At 67.1% G+C, this 16,597-nt stretch carries 15 protein-coding genes; 4 read left to right on the forward strand and 11 right to left on the reverse strand.

Annotation, left to right across the window (positions count from 1 at the left end):
* Nucleotides 1-16 precede the first annotated feature (16 nt).
* Nucleotides 17-601 (reverse strand): aminoacyl-tRNA hydrolase, encoded by a 585-nt coding sequence (gene pth, locus M5J20_RS05870; RefSeq protein WP_437177622.1) that lies wholly within the window; start codon nt 599-601, stop codon nt 17-19.
* Here pth (M5J20_RS05870) and M5J20_RS05875 point away from each other — a divergent pair.
* Nucleotides 600-1,502, forward strand: a complete 903-nt coding sequence (locus M5J20_RS05875; protein WP_253577491.1) for an NAD(P)H-dependent flavin oxidoreductase — start codon at nt 600-602, stop codon at nt 1,500-1,502. The two genes, pth (M5J20_RS05870) and M5J20_RS05875, sit on opposite strands and share 2 nt — an antisense overlap.
* On the opposite strand, the gene M5J20_RS05880 is transcribed toward M5J20_RS05875, so the two are convergent.
* Nucleotides 1,468-2,289 carry a fumarylacetoacetate hydrolase family protein gene (locus tag M5J20_RS05880; RefSeq protein WP_253577494.1) on the reverse strand — a complete coding sequence of 274 codons (822 nt, stop codon included), beginning with the start codon at nt 2,287-2,289 and terminating at the stop codon, nt 1,468-1,470. The two genes, M5J20_RS05875 and M5J20_RS05880, sit on opposite strands and share 35 nt — an antisense overlap.
* A gap of 199 nt (nt 2,290-2,488) precedes the next feature.
* Here M5J20_RS05880 and M5J20_RS05885 point away from each other — a divergent pair, with 199 nt between their 5' ends.
* Nucleotides 2,489-4,000 (forward strand): HNH endonuclease signature motif containing protein, encoded by a 1,512-nt coding sequence (locus M5J20_RS05885; protein WP_253577497.1) that lies wholly within the window; start codon nt 2,489-2,491, stop codon nt 3,998-4,000.
* Here M5J20_RS05885 and pth (M5J20_RS05890) read toward each other — a convergent pair.
* The 3 genes from pth (M5J20_RS05890) to M5J20_RS05900 all read right to left on the reverse strand — a co-directional run bounded on the left by pth (M5J20_RS05890) (nt 3,997) and on the right by M5J20_RS05900 (nt 6,773).
* Nucleotides 3,997-4,560: an aminoacyl-tRNA hydrolase gene (gene pth / locus M5J20_RS05890; RefSeq protein WP_253577500.1), complete on the reverse strand. Its 564-nt coding sequence runs from the start codon at nt 4,558-4,560 to the stop codon at nt 3,997-3,999. The genes M5J20_RS05885 and pth (M5J20_RS05890) overlap by 4 nt on opposite strands.
* Before the next feature lie 18 nt (nt 4,561-4,578).
* The gene (locus tag M5J20_RS05895; RefSeq protein WP_253577502.1) at nt 4,579-5,250 is read right to left on the reverse strand and encodes a 50S ribosomal protein L25/general stress protein Ctc; all 672 of its coding nucleotides are present in this window, start codon (nt 5,248-5,250) and stop codon (nt 4,579-4,581) included.
* Nucleotides 5,251-5,417: 167 nt separating this feature from the next.
* Entirely contained in the window at nt 5,418-6,773 is a 1,356-nt protein-coding gene (locus M5J20_RS05900; protein WP_253577504.1) for an MFS transporter, read from the reverse strand.
* 39 nt (nt 6,774-6,812) lie between these two features.
* On the opposite strand from M5J20_RS05900, the gene M5J20_RS05905 reads away from it, so the two are divergent.
* A complete protein-coding gene (locus M5J20_RS05905) occupies nt 6,813-8,282 on the forward strand; it encodes an NAD-dependent succinate-semialdehyde dehydrogenase (protein ID WP_253577506.1) in 1,470 nt (489 codons plus the stop codon).
* Here the strand turns inward: M5J20_RS05905 and M5J20_RS05910 are convergent.
* Genes M5J20_RS05910 through M5J20_RS05930 form a run of 5 tightly spaced genes read right to left on the reverse strand, consistent with a single transcriptional unit; the run spans nt 8,279 to nt 14,623 of the window.
* Nucleotides 8,279-9,919: an alpha-keto acid decarboxylase family protein gene (locus M5J20_RS05910; protein ID WP_253577508.1), complete on the reverse strand. Its 1,641-nt coding sequence runs from the start codon at nt 9,917-9,919 to the stop codon at nt 8,279-8,281. The two genes, M5J20_RS05905 and M5J20_RS05910, sit on opposite strands and share 4 nt — an antisense overlap.
* Nucleotides 9,916-10,947, reverse strand: a complete 1,032-nt coding sequence (locus tag M5J20_RS05915; protein ID WP_253577510.1) for a histidinol-phosphate transaminase — start codon at nt 10,945-10,947, stop codon at nt 9,916-9,918. Before M5J20_RS05915 ends, M5J20_RS05910 begins: the two co-directional genes overlap by 4 nt.
* A 17-nt stretch (nt 10,948-10,964) precedes the next feature.
* Nucleotides 10,965-11,942: a ribose-phosphate diphosphokinase gene (locus M5J20_RS05920; protein ID WP_253577512.1), complete on the reverse strand. Its 978-nt coding sequence runs from the start codon at nt 11,940-11,942 to the stop codon at nt 10,965-10,967.
* A 3-nt stretch (nt 11,943-11,945) separates the two neighbouring features.
* A complete protein-coding gene (glmU, locus tag M5J20_RS05925) occupies nt 11,946-13,385 on the reverse strand; it encodes a bifunctional UDP-N-acetylglucosamine diphosphorylase/glucosamine-1-phosphate N-acetyltransferase GlmU (protein WP_253577515.1) in 1,440 nt (479 codons plus the stop codon).
* 17 nt (nt 13,386-13,402) lie between these two features.
* Nucleotides 13,403-14,623: an MFS transporter gene (locus M5J20_RS05930; protein WP_253577517.1), complete on the reverse strand. Its 1,221-nt coding sequence runs from the start codon at nt 14,621-14,623 to the stop codon at nt 13,403-13,405.
* A 95-nt stretch (nt 14,624-14,718) separates the two neighbouring features.
* On the opposite strand from M5J20_RS05930, the gene M5J20_RS05935 reads away from it, so the two are divergent.
* Entirely contained in the window at nt 14,719-16,146 is a 1,428-nt protein-coding gene (locus tag M5J20_RS05935; protein WP_253577519.1) for a multicopper oxidase family protein, read from the forward strand.
* Here the strand turns inward: M5J20_RS05935 and M5J20_RS05940 are convergent.
* Nucleotides 16,143-16,394: a hypothetical protein gene (locus M5J20_RS05940; protein ID WP_253577521.1), complete on the reverse strand. Its 252-nt coding sequence runs from the start codon at nt 16,392-16,394 to the stop codon at nt 16,143-16,145. The two genes, M5J20_RS05935 and M5J20_RS05940, sit on opposite strands and share 4 nt — an antisense overlap.
* Nucleotides 16,395-16,597 lie beyond the last annotated feature (203 nt).

Raw genomic sequence — 16,597 nt, forward strand, 5'->3', positions numbered from 1 at the left:
TGGAACTGCAGCTGCGCTAGCGCGCTGCGTGGATCACGTTCTGGGCCTGGGGGAGGCCCTTTCCCACGATGAGCTGCACCGCCTCGGCCGCGAGGGCAACGTTCTCCTCCCCGCCAATCGGTGCTAGCACCCAATCCGGCACCGCGACACCCTGCGGCGGCCGCCCGATGCCTACGCGTACCCGCACGTAATCGCGCGTGCCCAGGTGCTCCGTCAGCGACTTCAGCCCGTTGTGGCCGTTCTCGTTCCCGCCGAGCTTCACACGCACTTTCCCCGGCGGTAGGTCCAGCTCATCGTGCACCACGATGATCCGCTCGGGCGCGATCCCCAGCGGCGCCACCGCCTCGCCGGACGTGTTCATGTACGTCGTCGACCGCGCGTAGGCCACGCCATCTCGCACCGCGACCCGCACCGGCACGCCGCGCACCGGTTCAAGCGGCACACCATCCAGCAGCTCGTCGACCACCATGTAGCCCACATTGTGCCTGGTGGCCTCGTACTTCGCGCCGGGGTTGCCGAGGCCCACCACCAGCCACTCCGCCTCGATCGTCTGGGGCCTGCGCCGCCGCAAGAATCCGAACACGCCCCATAATGTACCCATGGATCTGCCCCGCATCGTCGCCGCACCCATGGCCGGCGGCCCCACCACGCCCGCGCTCGTCAACGCCGTCACCTTCGGCTTCCTCGCGCTCGGCACCTGCTCCGCCGCCGACGCCCGCGAGTGGCTGGCCGCCTGCCGCGCCCCGTTCGGCGCAAACCTCTTCCTGCCGCAGCCGGAGCCTTCGCTTGCCGACGTCCATTCCCTCGCCGCCCAGCTCAACACCAGCGTTCCGGAAGTTGACGTGACCTCCGGCTTCGACGAAAAGTTCGCGCTCGTCCTCGAGGCCGCCCCAGCCATCGTGTCCTCCACGTTCGGCTGCTTCACGCAAGCGCAGATCGCAGAGCTTCACGATGCCGGCTCCGAGGCGTGGGCGACCGTGACCAGCGTTGCAGAAGCCGAAACCGCCGTCGCCCGCGGTGTCGACGGCCTCATCGTCCAAGGCCCTCTCGCCGGCGGGCACCGCGGCACCTGGGACCAGCACGACGAACCCGGCGCGGAGAGCCTCGAGGACCTGCTGGTCGCGATAGTCCCGCTCGGGAAACCGGTGATCGCGGCGGGCGGGGTGAGGACGAAATCGGACGTCGACAAGCTCCTTGCTCTGGGTGCGGAGAGCATCGCGTGCGGGACTGCCTTCCTGCTCGCCGACGAGGCCGGGACTTCCGAGCGGAACCGCGTGTTGTTGCGCAGCGCGCGCCCCGACGTGCTGAGCAGGGCATTTTCCGGCCGCTACGCGCGCGGCATCGAAACCGAGTTCACGCGCGCGCACCCGGATCTGCCGCCGGCGTACCCGTATGTGCGGCCGATGACCTCGGGAAACGATTACTGCCTCGTCGGCGCGAACCGCGGAGAACTCATGGAAGCGCCGGCTAGCGAGATTGAACGCGCGTTGTGTTCTCGATAGCGCCGAGACCCTCGATCTCCACGCGCACCGCCTCGCCGTTCTGGATGTAGCGCTTCGGGTCGCGCGCGTGCCCGACGCCGTCCGGCGTGCCCGTCGCAATCACGTCGCCCGGCTCCAACGGGTAGATGTGCGAGATGAACTCGATCAACTTCGCGGGGCTAAACACCAAGTCGTCGGTGGGGGAGTGCTGCATGACGGTGCCTTCGAGCGTCGTCGTAATCGCCGGCCCCGGCCGCCACTCCGTGTCCAGCCAAGGCCCGAACCCAGCCGTCTTCTCCAGCGACTTGCCCTGGTGCCACTGCTGCGTGCGCTTCTGGTATTCGCGCTGCGTGTAGTCGTTGATCACCGCGTAGCCCGCGATGTACTCCGCCGCGTGCGCCTCCTGCACGTGCCGCGCCCGCTTGCCGACGATCACAGCCAGCTCGCCCTCAAAGTCCAGCGTCTCCGCGTTGAACGTCGGCACCTCCACGTCGTCGTACGCCCCGATGAGCGCCTCGGGGAATTTGATGAACAGCGTCGGCACGTCGGGCCTCTCGTGCCCCATCTCGTCGATGTGCTTCGCGTAATTCAGCCCGACGCAGATGATCTTGCCGGGCCGCAGAATGACCGGCGCGAAATGATCTTTCTCGGGGTTAAGCACTGCGCCGTCGGCAAGCGCGAGCTCCTCCCACCCGTCCTGCGCAAGCAGCGTGCCGACGTCCGGATAATCAAGCGCGATCGCCGTTGCGTCGCTGGTCATGCGGGCGGCCGTAGTGCCGGTTTCAGTGCGAAGTGTTGCGAGTCTCATGCGTTCCAAGGGTAGCAACCCTGTTCGAATCGCACGGGCGCTTGCAGGAGGGGGCCGTTATTGTTGTGCGGTGCCGGAGCGGGGGCGTAGCGCAACTGCATCGCACATAAGAACTAATTTATACTAAAAATATCTGGCAAAACTCTTGCGTGTCGAAGACGTATTCTATAGACTTTGTGTTAACGGAGAGGGGGAGAACATGACCACCGCAGTGAAGCCAGCGCCGTACTTCCGCACGCAGCGCCCCGGCGATATCGAGTGCGCCGCTGGCCAAGCCGCGCGCGAGGCGCACTGGTTGGCGTTCTCCCGCTACGCCGAACCTGGCACCCAGGTCGTCGATATGGAGGTGGAAGTCACCCGCCTCATCGCCGCAACCCGCTGGGGCAAGGGTTTCATCGAGCACGGCATTTTCGCCCACGCGCGCCTCCAGCAGCTACCGGGCCTGCGAGAACTGCAGGCTGAGACGAAATTGCTGGATTACAGCCACCTGTGCGCCATCGACGATGTGCTCAACGAGCTCGGCCCCGACGTCACCCCCGAAGCGCTCGAAGAGTTCGACGCCATGCTCGTGCGCACCTTCACCCCCAAGCGCGTCGACCAGGAAATGCCCCACCGCGCAACGGTGACGAAGCGGATGCGCGACATCATTAAGCGCCTCGATCCTTCACGTTCCTACGACCCGAAGCGCCGCAAGGAACGCACCGGCGAGGTGGCCGACAAAGTCACCGTCGAAACTGCCATGGCTGGCGGCACCGAGACCGGCATGGTGCAGCTGCTGACCAACACCGTCAACGCCTTCCGCATCAAGCACCACTTGGTGGCAACAGCCCGCGAGCACGGCATCTCCATGGCCGACGCCGCCGTGAAGCTGTTGACCGGTGAAATTGCGCCGTCGTCACGCGCGGTGTTCAACATCTTCGCGCCCCGCGACCGCAAACCCGGCGAGCCCGCCTACCTGCCCGGGTTCGGGTGGACAGGCCCGGCCGACACCGTGGCGCTCGATGAATGGCTCGAAAACGTAGAACCCAAGATCGTCGACCTCGACACCGCCGCGGAGCAGACCACCGAGGCGTATAAACCAACCCCTGCGATGCGCAATGCCGTCATCGCCCGCGACGGAACCTGCATTTTCCCTGGCTGTGAACGCGCCGCCGCCAGTTGCCAACTCGATCACCGCATCCCGTTTGACGAAGGCAGGCCGACGACCGTCTCGAACCTCTTCGCCTTGTGTGCGCGGCACCATAATGTGAAGACCGATCGTCGTGCGTTCTATGTGCCGGACCCGGAAACGGGCGATATTGTGTGGCTTTTCGCCGACGGCACCTACGAAATCGTCACGCCCGAGGGCATCCTCGGCGAGCAAGTCACCCCGACATGCCCCCGCTGGCGCACCAGCCTCGAAGGAGCCCGCCGCAACCGCGCCCTTTCCGCAGAATTCCACGCAAAGGGCCACGCGATCCTCGACGATTTTGACAAGGATCTCGACCTCGAGCGTGCCGACGCCCGCATCGCGGACCTTGAAAAGGAATACGGCATGGAATTCCCGGTCAAGGCCGTGCTGCCGGAGGTTCCGCCGATCCAGGAAGAGCCGGATTTCTCAGAACCCGCGTACCCGGACTTCGCCGACACCCATATCTATATCGAAGGCCAGTACACGGCACTGGAGGAAAGTCTGCTCCGCCTGCTGTACCGGCCTGGCAGCGCGGCCTAACCGCCAATCGCCCGCAACAGTTCGTCGGCGGCATCCGCGGCGGCGATCGCAACCTCGATGCGTTCTTTCGCTGAAAACGGCTTCAACACGTAGTCCGCGGGCGCCATCCGCCCCGGCGGCCGCCCGATCCCCACGGCCATCTTGTTGTACGGCGCCCCGCCGACCGCCTTGGTCACCGACTTCAACCCGTTATGCCCGTGGTCCCCGCCGCCAACGCGCAGCTTCATCTCGCCGAGGCCCAGATCTAGCTCGTCGTACACCACATACAGGTCGGCTGGTTTCACGCGAAAGTAGTCCATGAGCGCCTTCACCGGCCCGCCGGACAGATTCATGAACGCCCGGGTGCGCGCCACCACCACCTGCCGCCCAGGCACGAGCCTTCCCCCGGCGAGCTCCGCGACCTCGGTGTTGGTGCGCTTGTGCACAGACAGCTGCGCCGGCATCGGGGTGGCGCGTTCGAGGATTTCCTCAACCACCGCGATGCCGGCGTTGTGCCGTGTGGCCTCATACTGCGGCCCGGGGTTGCCCAGGCCGACGATCAGGGCGGGGGAGTCAGACATGGCTCCCCATGCTAGCGCTTACTCGGAAGCGCCCTCGTCGCCCTCGCCGCCGTCAGCGACCTCGACGGTCTCGTCGGCGTCTGCGCCAGCCTCAGCGCCGCCTTCCTCAGCCTCAGCCGCGGCAGCCTCGAGCTCCTCGTCAACCTGCTCGAAGGTGACGTTGACCAGCAGGGTCTCCGGGTCGGAGAGCAGCTCTGCGCCGGCCGGCAGGGTGATGTCGGAAGCGAAGATCTGGTCGCCGATCTCCTTGCCCTCGATGGACACGGTGATCTCGTCCGGAATCTGCAGTGCGTCGACCTCGATCTCGAGCTCGGTAGCCTCCTGCAGAACCACAGCGTCCTGCGCAGCCTCGCCCTCGGTGACAACCGGGACGGACACGGTGACCTTCTCGCCGCGCTTGATGCCCAGGAGGTCGATGTGGTCGATCTCGAGGGTGAGCACGTTCTGGTCGATGTTCTTGACCATGGAGAGGAGCTTGTTGCCCTCAACCTCGAGCTCCAGGATGGCGTTGGTGCCGTCGTTACGCACGAGCGCGGTCATCTCGATGCGGTCCACGGCGAAGTGGACGTTCTCGACACCGGATTCGTACAGAACGCCCGGGATCTTGCCGTCGCGGCGCAGGCGGCGGGCGGAACCCTTGCCGAACTCTTCGCGCTTCTCAGCCTTAATGACCGGAGGGGTGGTTGCCATGATGGTCTCCTTCTTGCTTGGGAAGGGCCGCGCGCTTTACGACGAAAGCCTGCGACCACTTAACGGTTCATGTGCTCGTCGAGTGATCGCAGGCCTGAAAATACACAAGTCTGTGATGCAAAAATCGCGCCGATAACGGCCCAAAACCAGGGCCCTCGCCGAGACCGCTACAGACTACCAGCGCGGGGCTGCCACACAAAATGCCCCGTTGCCTGCGCAGACTCGTGTTCGTAGCCGAGCGGGATGCCCTTGCGCTCGCGCAGCGTGAGCGACACGACGAGGCCGATCGCCGTCATGATGAGGAGGTAAATCGTGATGGCGCGGGTGCTGCCCGTCGCCTCGTAGAGGCTCGCAGCAATCGTCGGGGCGAAAGCGCCGCCGAGGATCGCGCCGAGGGCGTAGCTGATCGACGCACCCGAAGCGCGCACGGACGCGGGGAAGAACTCCGCGTAGAGCGCCGCGATCTGGCCGTAGGACAGGCCGAGGCCGAGGGACAGGAAGATCAGCGCAAAGTAGATCTTGCTCAGCTCGCCGGTGTTAACCAGCGGGAAGAGCATGAGCACGCCGGCCGCCTGCACGATGAAGCCGAGCGTGAGCGTGCGGGTGCGGCCCACATAGTCCGACAGCCAGCCGGCGAACGCGGTGCTGAGCATCCACACCGCGGCGGAGGCGGTCACAGCCCACAGGATGTCGCCCCGCGGGATGGCGAGCCCGTCCGGGTTGGTCACGTAGTTCTGCACGTAGCCGCCCGTCGTCATGTAGCCAACCGCGTTGTTCGCCGCGAACGCGAGCGCGGCGGCGAGCACCAGCGGGAAGTAGCGGCCGAACAGCACGCCGATCGGGCTGGCCACCTCGTGGGAGCGGTCCCGCGCCATCTCGGCGTAGACGGGGGATTCGTCGACACCCGTGCGGATCCACCAGCCCAGCAGCATGAGCACGAAGGAGAACAGGAACGGTACGCGCCAGCCCCATTCCATGAAGGCATCGCCGGGCGCGATCATGTTCATCAGCGCCAGCGCGCCGGAAGACAGCAGCAGACCGGCGGGCGCGCCCACTTGAGGCCCGGCACCGTAGAGCCCACGCTTATCGACGGGCGCATGCTCCACCGACATGAGCACAGCCGACCCCCACTCGCCGCCGGCCGAGATGCCCTGGACGATGCGGAGGAACACCAGCGCGGCCGGAGCGAGCCAGCCGATCTGCGCGTGGGTGGGTAACAGGCCGATGAGCGTCGTGGCCAAACCCATGGAAAACAGGGTGATCATGAGCACCGTGCGGCGGCCGATCCTGTCGGCGAAGTGCCCGGCGAGCACGGCGCCGAGCGGGCGGAACAGGAAGGACAGGCCGACGGTGAGGAAGCTGACGATGGTCGCGGAGGCGGAGCCGAGCGGCGCGAACATCACCGTCTTGAAGACGAGACCCGCGGTGGCGGCGTAGAGGAAGAAGTCGTACCACTCGATGGCGGTGCCGATGGTGGTCGCGGCAATTACGCGGCGCCGTTCTTGCGGCGTACTCGTAGTCATGCAAAACATTATGCGCGCGAGCGCTGGTAGAACGGAAGAATGAATACGCAGCAACTCTTGGACAAGGTAGAAAAGCGCCTCTTCATCGGCGGTGAGTGGGTCGACGGTGCCGCAGGCGAGACGTACGAAGTGCACAACCCGGCGACCGGGGAACTGCTCGTCGAGATGGCTTCCGGCACGAAGGACGACGCGATTCGCGCGCTCGACGCCGCGCACGCCGCCCGCCGCGAGTGGGAGCGCACTGCCCCGCGCACCCGCGCCGAGATCCTGCGCAAGGGCTACGACTTGGTCAAGGAGCGCAAGGACGAATTCGCCGCGCTGATGACGCTGGAGATGGGCAAGTCCCTTACCGAGGCAAAGGGCGAGGTGGATTACGGCGCCGATTACCTCCTCTGGTTCTCCGAGGAAGCGAACCACTTCTACGGCGACACCAACCACTACCCGGCGAAGCCGAACCGCATGCTCACCGTTCGCAAGCCGGTCGGGCCGTGCCTGCTGATTACCCCGTGGAACTTCCCGCTCTCCATGGCCACCCGCAAGATCGCCCCGGCGCTCGCCGCGGGCAACACGGTGGTGATCAAGCCTGCGAAGCTCACCCCGCTGACCATGCAATACTTCGTGCAGACGATGGTGGAGGCAGGAGTGCCGGACGGCGTCATCAACATCGTCTCCGCGAAGTCCGCCTCCGACGTCTCGGGCCCGATCATGTCGGACCCGCGCTGCCGCAAGGTGTCGTTCACCGGCTCGACCCCGGTAGGCTCCACGCTGATGGAGCAGGCCGCGGAGCACATTCTGCGCATTTCGCTGGAGCTCGGCGGCAACGCCCCGGCAATCGTGTTCGCCGACGCTGACATCGACCTCGCTGTCGAGGGCGTGAAGGCGGCCAAGATGCGCAACATCGGCGAGGCCTGCACCGCCGCGAACCGGATCTTGGTGCACGAGTCGGTCGTCGACGAGTTCGCTGAGAAGTTCGCCGCCGCGGTCAGCGCGATGAAGGTGGGCAACGGGCTTGACGACGGTGTCGAGGTCGGCCCGCTCGTCGAACCCAGCGCCGTCGACCGCATGGAGGAGTTGGTCGCGGACGCGGTGGCGAAGGGCGGCGAGATCCTCACCGGCGGCAAGCGCATCGACGGGCCCGGCAACTTCTTCGAGCCGACGGTGATCCGCGGCGCCTCCCGCGACGCGCGCGTGTTCACCGAGGAAATCTTTGGCCCCATCGCGCCGATCTTCACCTTCGCCACCGAAGAGGAGGCGTGGGAGATGGCGAACGACACCGAGTACGGCCTCGCCTCGTACGTGTTCTCCGAGGACCCGGACATGCTGTGGCGCGCCTCGGACAACCTGGAGTTCGGCCTGCTCGGCTTCAACTCGGGCGTGGTGTCGGACGCGTCGGTGCCGTTCGGCGGCGTGAAGGCGTCGGGCATGGGCCGCGAGGGCTCCCGCGACGGCATGCTCGAATACACCGAGGTGCAGATGATCGGTGTCCGGGACCCGTACACCAAAAACTAGGGGTTGCGGGGCCCGCGCGGGCCGAAATCGAACTCGGCCGTCGCGGGCCCGAAGGCCTTGAGGCCGGCGGGCGCGTCGAAGGGGTCGAGGTGCAGTTCGATGAAGGCTGCGCCGTCGACGTCGGCAAGCACCTGCGCGAGCTCGCCCTCGGTGCGCGCCTGGTAGGTGCGCATGGAGGAGCCGGGGCTAAACACCTCGACGAGGTCGGCGTAGCGCCAGTTCGCCACGTCGTTGTATTCGCGCTCCATACCCAGGATGTAGCGCTCGATGGTGTAGCCGCGGTTGTTCACCAGAAAAATGATGGGTTTGAGGCCCTCGCGCAGGATGGTGGAGAGCTCCTGGGCGGTGAGCTGGAACGAGCCGTCGCCGATGAACAGCAGGTGCCTGCGCTCCGGCGCCGCCATCTGGCTGCCGAGGAGCGCCGGCAGCGTGAAGCCGATCGAGCCCCAAATCGGGGAGTTGATGTACTGCACCCCGTCCGGCATGCGGATCGGGCCGAGGCCGATGTTCGACGTGCCGGCCTCCGCGATCACCACGTCGCCCTCACGGATGAACTCGCCGATCTGCGGCCACAGCCGGGCCTGCGTCAGCGGCGCGTCCGCGTCCGGTTCGAAGGGCCCGGGGCTGTACCGCGTGCCGACGCTTCCTCGCTCCGGCAACGCCGCCGCCACATCTGCGAGGACTTCGAGCGAGTTGATGCCCACGTAGAATTCGCCGTCCATGCTGATGTGCTGGTCGCCGATGTTCACCACGTGCTCTTCCGGCAGGTTGTGGGTGAAGCTGCCGGAGTTCGCCTCGATGAAGCGCGGGTTGAAGGTGATGAGCAGGTCGGACGCCTCCACGCGCTCGCGCACGCCGGGGCTCGACGCCTCGCCGTTGTAGGTGCCGAGGCATAGGGGGTGGCGTTCGTCGAGAAGCGCCTTGCCCGAGGCCATGTGCGCATACGGGATGCCGAACTCGCGCAGGAGCGGCAGGAAGCCGTGCCGGTCCGCGTCCTGGTCGAGGAGCAGGATGGGGTCCTCGGCCGCCTCGAACAGGTTGAGGATCTTGCGCACCGCAGCTTGCCGACGCTCGCTATCGCTGCCCGGCAGTTCCGCATCGAACGGGGGCGCCTCGATCTCGAGGTGGGTGATGTCGGAGGGGATCTGGATGTGCACCGGGCGTTTCTCGCGCAGGCAGGCGCGCAGCGCCCGGTCTATTTCCTCGACGGCGTTCATGGGGAAGATGCGCGTGGCCACCTCGGTGAACGGGCGGATCGCGTCGAGCATGTTGGTGTAATCGCCGTTGGCCAGCGAGTGGTGCAGGTTCCAGCGGTACTCGGTGGCGTACTGCGGGGGTGCGCCGGCGATGGAGACGACGGGCACGTGCTCCGCGCGCGAGCCAGCGATGCCGTTGATCGCCGAAAGCTCGCCAACGCCGTAGGTAGTGAGCAAGGCGCCGACGCCGCGCTGGCGGGCGTAGCCGTCGGCGGCGTAGGCGGCGTTGAGCTCGTTGCAGGCGCCGACGAAGCGGATGCCGTCCGCGGCCTCGATCTGCTCGAGCCAGCTCAGGTTGAAATCGCCCGGCACGCCGATGATCTCGGTGATCCCGATGGCCTTGAGGCGGTCGATGAGGAATTCGCCGATCGTCGTTTTCATCGCACCTGCTCCCATGCCGCGATGCAGGCGTCGGCCTCGGCCGCGTCGGTGACGGTGATGCGGATGCCTTCGTCGAAGGCGCGCACGAGGAGGTCGGCGTCCGCGAGCTTGGCCGCGAACTCCTGCGGGGTAACAGGGAGGGCGTCTGCCGGCACCCACACGAAGTTCGCCTCGGAGTGCGGGGAATCGAAGTAGCGCTCAAGGCGGTCCCGCTGGGTGCGGGTGGCGGCGACGCGCTCGGCGAGGGCATCGGCGAGTTCGAGCGACGCGAGCGCGCCCGCCTGGGCGACGGAGCTGACCGAGAACGGTACGGCGACCTTGTTCAGCGCCGCGATGATCGGTTCGGGCCCGAACGCGTACCCCACGCGCGCGCCGGCGAGGCCGTACGCCTTGGAGAAAGTGCGCAAACCCACGACGTTGGGGTAGCGGGTGATCTCCTGCGTGGCGACGGGCGTGTCCTCCGCCTGGTTGTACTCGAAGTACGCCTCGTCGAGGGCGACGAGCACGTCAGCGGGGACCTGTGAGATGAACGCTTCCCACTCGGCGGCGGTGATGGTGGTGCCGGTGGGGTTGTTCGGATTGCAGACGAAGACGACGCGGGTGCGCTCCGTGATCGCGGCGGCCATGGCATCCAGGTCGAGGCGGTGCTCCGCGGTGAGCGGGACCGGGACCGGGGTGGCGCCGGCGATGCGGGTGAAGATGGGGTAGGCCTCGAAGGAGCGCCAAGGGAACACGACTTCGTCTCTGGGGCCGGCCGCGGCGGTCACTAGCTGCTGGCACAGGGCCGAGGAGCCGGTGCCGACGGCGACCTGCTCGACCGTGACACCAAGATGCTCTGCGAGCGCGGCGCGAAGCTCGCTCGCGCCCATGTCCGGATAGCGGTTGACGCCGCTCAAAGCGTCGGCCATCGCTTGGGTGACGGTGGGCAGCGGGGCCTCCGCGGATTCGTTGGAGGAGAGCTTCACGGCGCGCTCGTTGCGCGCGCCGGGCACGTAGGCGGGGAGCTGGTCGAGGTCGGGGCGAATCATGCGCCCCATCGTAGGCGCTACGCCTGGCCCTCAAACAGCGTGGTTACAGAACCGTTCTCGAAGATCTCGCGGATCGTCTTGGCCAACAGCGGAGCGATGGAGAGCACGGTGAGGTTCTTCCAGCCCTCGGTGTTCTGCGGCAGGGTGTCGGTGGTGATGACTTCCTCGGCGCCGCAGTCGCTCAGGCGCTCGCGCGCAGGGTCGGAGAACACGCCGTGGGTGCAGGCGATGACGACGGACTTGGCGCCCGCCTCCTTGAGCACGCCGACGGCGCCGGAGATGGTGCCGCCGGTGTCGATCATGTCGTCCATGAGGATGCAGTCCTTGCCCTCGACCTCGCCGACGACGCGGTTGGACACGACCTTGTTGGCCGCGTCGATGTCGCGGGTCTTGTGCACGAACGCCATCGGGGCGTCACCCAGCGAGTTCGCCCACTTCTCGGCGGACTTCACGCGGCCGGCATCCGGGGAGACCACCACGAGGTTGTCCAGCGGGTACTTGGACTTGATGTAATCCACCAGGATCGGCATCGCGTGCATGTGGTCGACCGGGCCGTCGAAGAAGCCCTGGATTTGGTCGGTGTGCAGGTCCACGGACACAATGCGGTCCGCGCCGGCCGCGGTGAGCAGGTCCGCGATGAGGCGGGCGGAAATCGGCTCGCGGCCGCGGTGCTTCTTATCCTGGCGGGCGTACGGGTAGAAGGGGAGGATCGCCGTGATGCGCTTCGCGGAGCCGCGCTTGAGCGCGTCGATCATGATCAGCTGCTCAACCAGCCATTTGTTCAGCGGCTGGGCGTGGGACTGCATGACAAAGCAGTCGGAGCCGCGGACGGACTCCTCGAAGCGGATGAAGATCTCGCCGTTGGCGAAGTCGCGCGCCGTCGTCGGCACCAGCTCGATGCCGAGCTCCTGCGCAACCGCCTCCGCGAGCGCCGGGTGGGCGCGGCCCGAGAAGACCTTGAGATCCTTGTGGCTTTCCGTCGAGTAACCAGTCATGTCCTAACTTTCTCGTGCGTGTTTCGCGGCTTCGGCCGCGTCGGTGCCGGGGCGGTTAGCCTCCACCCAGCCTTCAATGTTGCGCTGGCGGCCCTCCTTGATTGCGAGCGCTCCCGGCGGAACATCATTGACCACCACTGTACCCGCGCCGGTGTACGCGCCATCACCCACGGTCACGGGGGCGACGAACATAGTGTCCGAGCCGGTGCGGCAGTGATCGCCGATGACGGTGTGGTGCTTCTTCACACCGTCGTAGTTCGCGAACACGCTGGAGGCGCCGATGTTGGTGCCCACGCCGATGGTGGCATCGCCGACGTAAGTGAGGTGCGGGACCTTGGAGTCCGCGCCGATCTTCGCGTTCTTGGACTCGACGAAGCCGCCGAGCTTGCCGCGTGCGCCGAGCTCCGTGCCGGGGCGGATGTAGGTGAAGGGGCCGACGGTGGCATCCTCGCCGATCACGCCGAGCTCGCCTTGGGTGCGCACAACGCTCGCGCGCGGGCCGACCTCCATGTCGGTCAGCGTGGTGTCCGGGCCGATCACGGCGCCGTCGCCGATCACGGTGGAACCCCACAGCTGGGTGTTCGGGTGGATGACCACGTCGCGGCCGATCTCTACCTCGACGCCGATCCAGGTGGTGTCCGGGTCGATGACGGTGGCGCCGGCGCGCATCGCGCGCTCCACGAGGCGGCGGTTAAGTTCCTTGCCGGCAGCGGCGAGCTGCACGCGGTCGTTGACGCCGGCCAACTCGCGCGCGTCGGGGGCGGTGAAGGCGGCGACCTTCTTGCCGTCGGCACGCGCGATGCCCAGCACGTCGGTGATGTAGAGCTCGCCCTGGGCGTTGTCCGTGGTGATGCGTGTCAGCGCGTCGCGCAGCACGGCGCCGTCGAAAGCGAAGACGCCGGAGTTGACCTCGCGCACGCGGCGCTGCTCCTCGCTCGCGTCCTTTTCCTCGACGATCTCGAGCACGTTGCCGTCCGCGTCGCGGATAATGCGGCCGTAGCCGGTGGGGTTGGAGAATTCGAGGGAGAGCACCGTCACCGCGGCGTCCTCGCGCTCGTGCGTATCGACGAGCGCCTGAATCGTCTCCGGTTGCAGCAGCGGCACGTCGGCATTGGTGACCACCACGGTGCCCTGGAACTCCGGAATCGCGGTCAAGCCGATCTGCACGGCGTGGCCGGTGCCGTTCTGCTCCTCCTGCACGGCCTGCAGGATGGTGACCTGCATTTCCTCCGCAATCGTGTCTACGGCGGGGGAGACCTGGTCGCGCTGGTGGCCCACCACAGCCACGAGGTAGTTCGGGTGAACCCCGGCCGCGGCGTGCAGCGAGTGGGACAGCAGGCTGCGGCCGCCGATCTCGTGGAGCGTCTTCTGGCGGTCCGACTTCATGCGGGTTCCGGCGCCCGCCGCAAGCACGACGACGGCGCGTTCAGCGTGTGTAGGCATGGGCCCAAGCATAACGCTTAAGAAGCGTCAGCCGAGACGTCCTTCAGGCGTGCCGCGCCCACCACGCCGGCGAAACCGATCGCGGCGAGGAAGATGAGCGCGGCCTGCGGGCCGAGCACGGAGACCAGCGACGATACGGCGCCGACCACCAGCAGCACCACACCCATGACGGTGTTCGAGGCGCCGGTGATGACGGTGCGGCGATCGCCCTCCGCCATGTCCACCAGGTAGGTCTTGCGGCTCACGCGCCCGGCGGTGTGCGCGAGGTTGACCAGGAAGAACCCGAGCGGCATCACCCACGCGTTCACGCCCTCCGGGGCGAGCCGCGCGCTGAGCACCAGAAGGACCAGCACCGTCGAGGCGACACCCGCGGCCCAGGCCATGGTGCTTTTCGACGATCGGTCAGACCACAGCCCCGAAATCCGCCCACCCAGCAAGGACGCGCCGCCGGAGGCGATGATGAAGGCGCCCAGCCCGGTCAGGTCCGCGCCCTCTTGGCTGGCCAGCACGACGATGAACGGGGTGGACAACGCGGTGACCAGCATCAGCGAGCGCACGAGGAGGAAGCGCTGCAGGTCCCGGTCGCTCTTCACCAGCGCCCACATGTCGCGCAGGCTGGTGCCGTCGTGGTCCTTGTCCACGTCCGCCTCCGGCTCCTCGATGCCGCTAAACACCAGGGATGCGAACGCCCACGTGGACGCGCCGCCGGCGAGCAGCGCTGCCGACGCCCACTGCGGCAGCTCGTTGGGCAAGAAGGTCAGTGCGAGGCCGATCGCCAGGGTGAACGCACCGGCGAGCGCGGTGGCGCGGCCGGTGATGTCGCCGCGGTGGCTCTTCGAGATGGTCCGGCCCTGGACGTCCTTGCCCGCAATCGAGCACAGCGCGCGGAAGACGGCCAACACTGCGAGGAGGATGAGGACGGCGAGGCCGAGCACGATGCCGTCGAGAAGCAGGGCGCTCACGGCGATGCCCGCGGCGGCTGCGGCCTGCCCCCAGGAGCCGATGAGCCACATGCGCTTGCGCGAGGCGTGGGAGGTGACCCACGGCGTGAGCGCGGCCTGGGGAAGCATCGAACCGGCCTCGCGGATGGGGACGAGGAAGGAGGTGAAGATGGCTGGGACGCCGGCGGCGCTGAACAGCCACGGCAGCACGGTTTTCGGCGCCACAATCTGGTCGCCGATGTTCTGCAGGCCGTTCGACCAGATGAACCGGCGGGCGTTCGCTTCCTCGTTGCGCATGGTTCTGGATAGTAGGGTCGACCACAAATCAACAACGGGATAAGCATTGGCTTAGCAGGAGGTTCGAGGTGGCGGCGTTCAGTAGGCGGACATTCGTGAAGGGAGCAGTGCTCACCGCCGCGGCGGTACTCGCCGGCTGCGCGGCGCCGACGCGCTCCTTCGACCAGGCCCGCGCCCTGCCCATCCCGCCGCTGGACGAGGGCGAGCTCGACGGCACGACGCGCCGATTCGAACTCACCGCGCAGTCCGGCGAGTACGAAATCCAGCCAGGCACCATGACGCCGACCTGGGGATTCAACGGCGCGTGGCTCGGCCCCACCTTGTACATGCGCCGCGGCGAACGCATCGAGATGCGGGTGCACAACGGGGTGGACGAGCCGACGGTGGTGCACTGGCACGGCCTGCACCTGCCCGCCGCCGCGGATGGCGGCCCGGCGCTCACCTTCGACCCCGGCGAGACCTGGGAGCCCGCCTGGGATGTCGACCAGCCAGCGGCGACCTGCTGGTACCACCCGCACCCGCACGAGGTCTCCGCGCTGCACGCGTACCGCGGTCTCGCCGGCGGCATCGTCATCGCGGACGACGAGTCCGACGCGCTCGGGCTGCCCCAGGAATACGGCGTGGACGACATCCCCGTCATCATCACCGACGCGAAGTTCACCGCGGACGGCCACCTCGACGAGACCATCGACCCCACCTACGGGCTGCTCGGCGACACGCCGCTGGTCAACGGCATCACCCAGCCCCGCTTTGAGGCAACGACCCGCCGGCTGCGCTTGCGGCTGGTTAACGGCGCGACGATGCGCTTCCACAACCTCTCACTCGGCGTGCCCTTCCACGTCATCGCCACCGACCAGAGTCTGCTGTCCGCGCCGGTGGAGGTCGACGAAATCCTGCTCAGCCCCGGCGAGCGCGCCGAGATCATCGTGGATCTCGCGCCCGGCGCGCAGCTCATGCTGCGCAGCACCGGCATTCCGCGCCGCGGCGGCTTGCCCAAGGAGGCGGCGCAGGGCTTCGGTTTCGAGGACACCTTCGACCTGCTGGAGATCGCAGCGCCTGCCGACGGCGCGGACCCGGCCCCGCTGCCGGAGGGCCTCAGTGCTGCCGTCGATACGCTCGACGGCCCCGTCGCGGAGCGCGAGCTGCGCCTGAACGGGTTCCAAATCAACGAGCAGTCGATGGACATGCACCGCGTGGACATCGTGGTCGACCACGCGGGCCGCGAGCTGTGGCACGTGACCAACGAGAATGACGATTGGCCCCACAACTTCCACATCCACAACGCGCGCTTCCAGGTCGCGGAGGTGAAAGACGGGGCCATCGCGTTTGCGGACGGGTGGCACGACACGATCTCCATCCCGCCGCTGGCTACGGTGTCGCTGCTCGTGGAGTTCGGGTATTACCCGGACCCGACGCTGGCGTACATGTTCCACTGCCACATGCTCTTCCACGAGGATCAGGGCATGATGGGGCAGTTTGTGGTGGTAGAGCCGGGGCAGGAACCCCGGCTCGGCGGCCACTAGTTGGCGGTGGTTGCGGCGGTCTCGCCCGCGGTTGCCGTCACCTCGGCGGTCGGGGAGGTGGGCTGCTCCTGATCGCCGCCGCTGCAGGAGCGGAAGCCGAAGAAGAGCAGGATCGCGGCGAGGAGGAGGCCGACCCACCAGAGCCAGCCCTTGCCGGCACCGCCGGTGGTCTGGGCGGGTTCGGCGGCGTGGGTCTCGTCGGCGGGCTCGTTCGGGTTCTGGTTCGGGTTCGGAACTGCGGTGGTCACGGGCGTGGTCCTTTCACTGAAAATGCGGTGCGGTGGCACTTACCACGCTAGTGATTTTTCATGCAAAAGGGGTGCAAAAAGCTTCCCCACATGGACTCGAACCATGAATGACGGTACCAAAAACCGTAGTGTTGCCAATTACACCATGGGGAAAGACAGTGATGAAGTTTAACCTATGGCCCGGGGAACCCAAAGCAGCCCTC

Origin of the sequence: Corynebacterium stercoris (assembly GCF_024160105.1) — a bacterium.
GTDB lineage: Bacteria > Actinomycetota > Actinomycetes > Mycobacteriales > Mycobacteriaceae > Corynebacterium > Corynebacterium stercoris.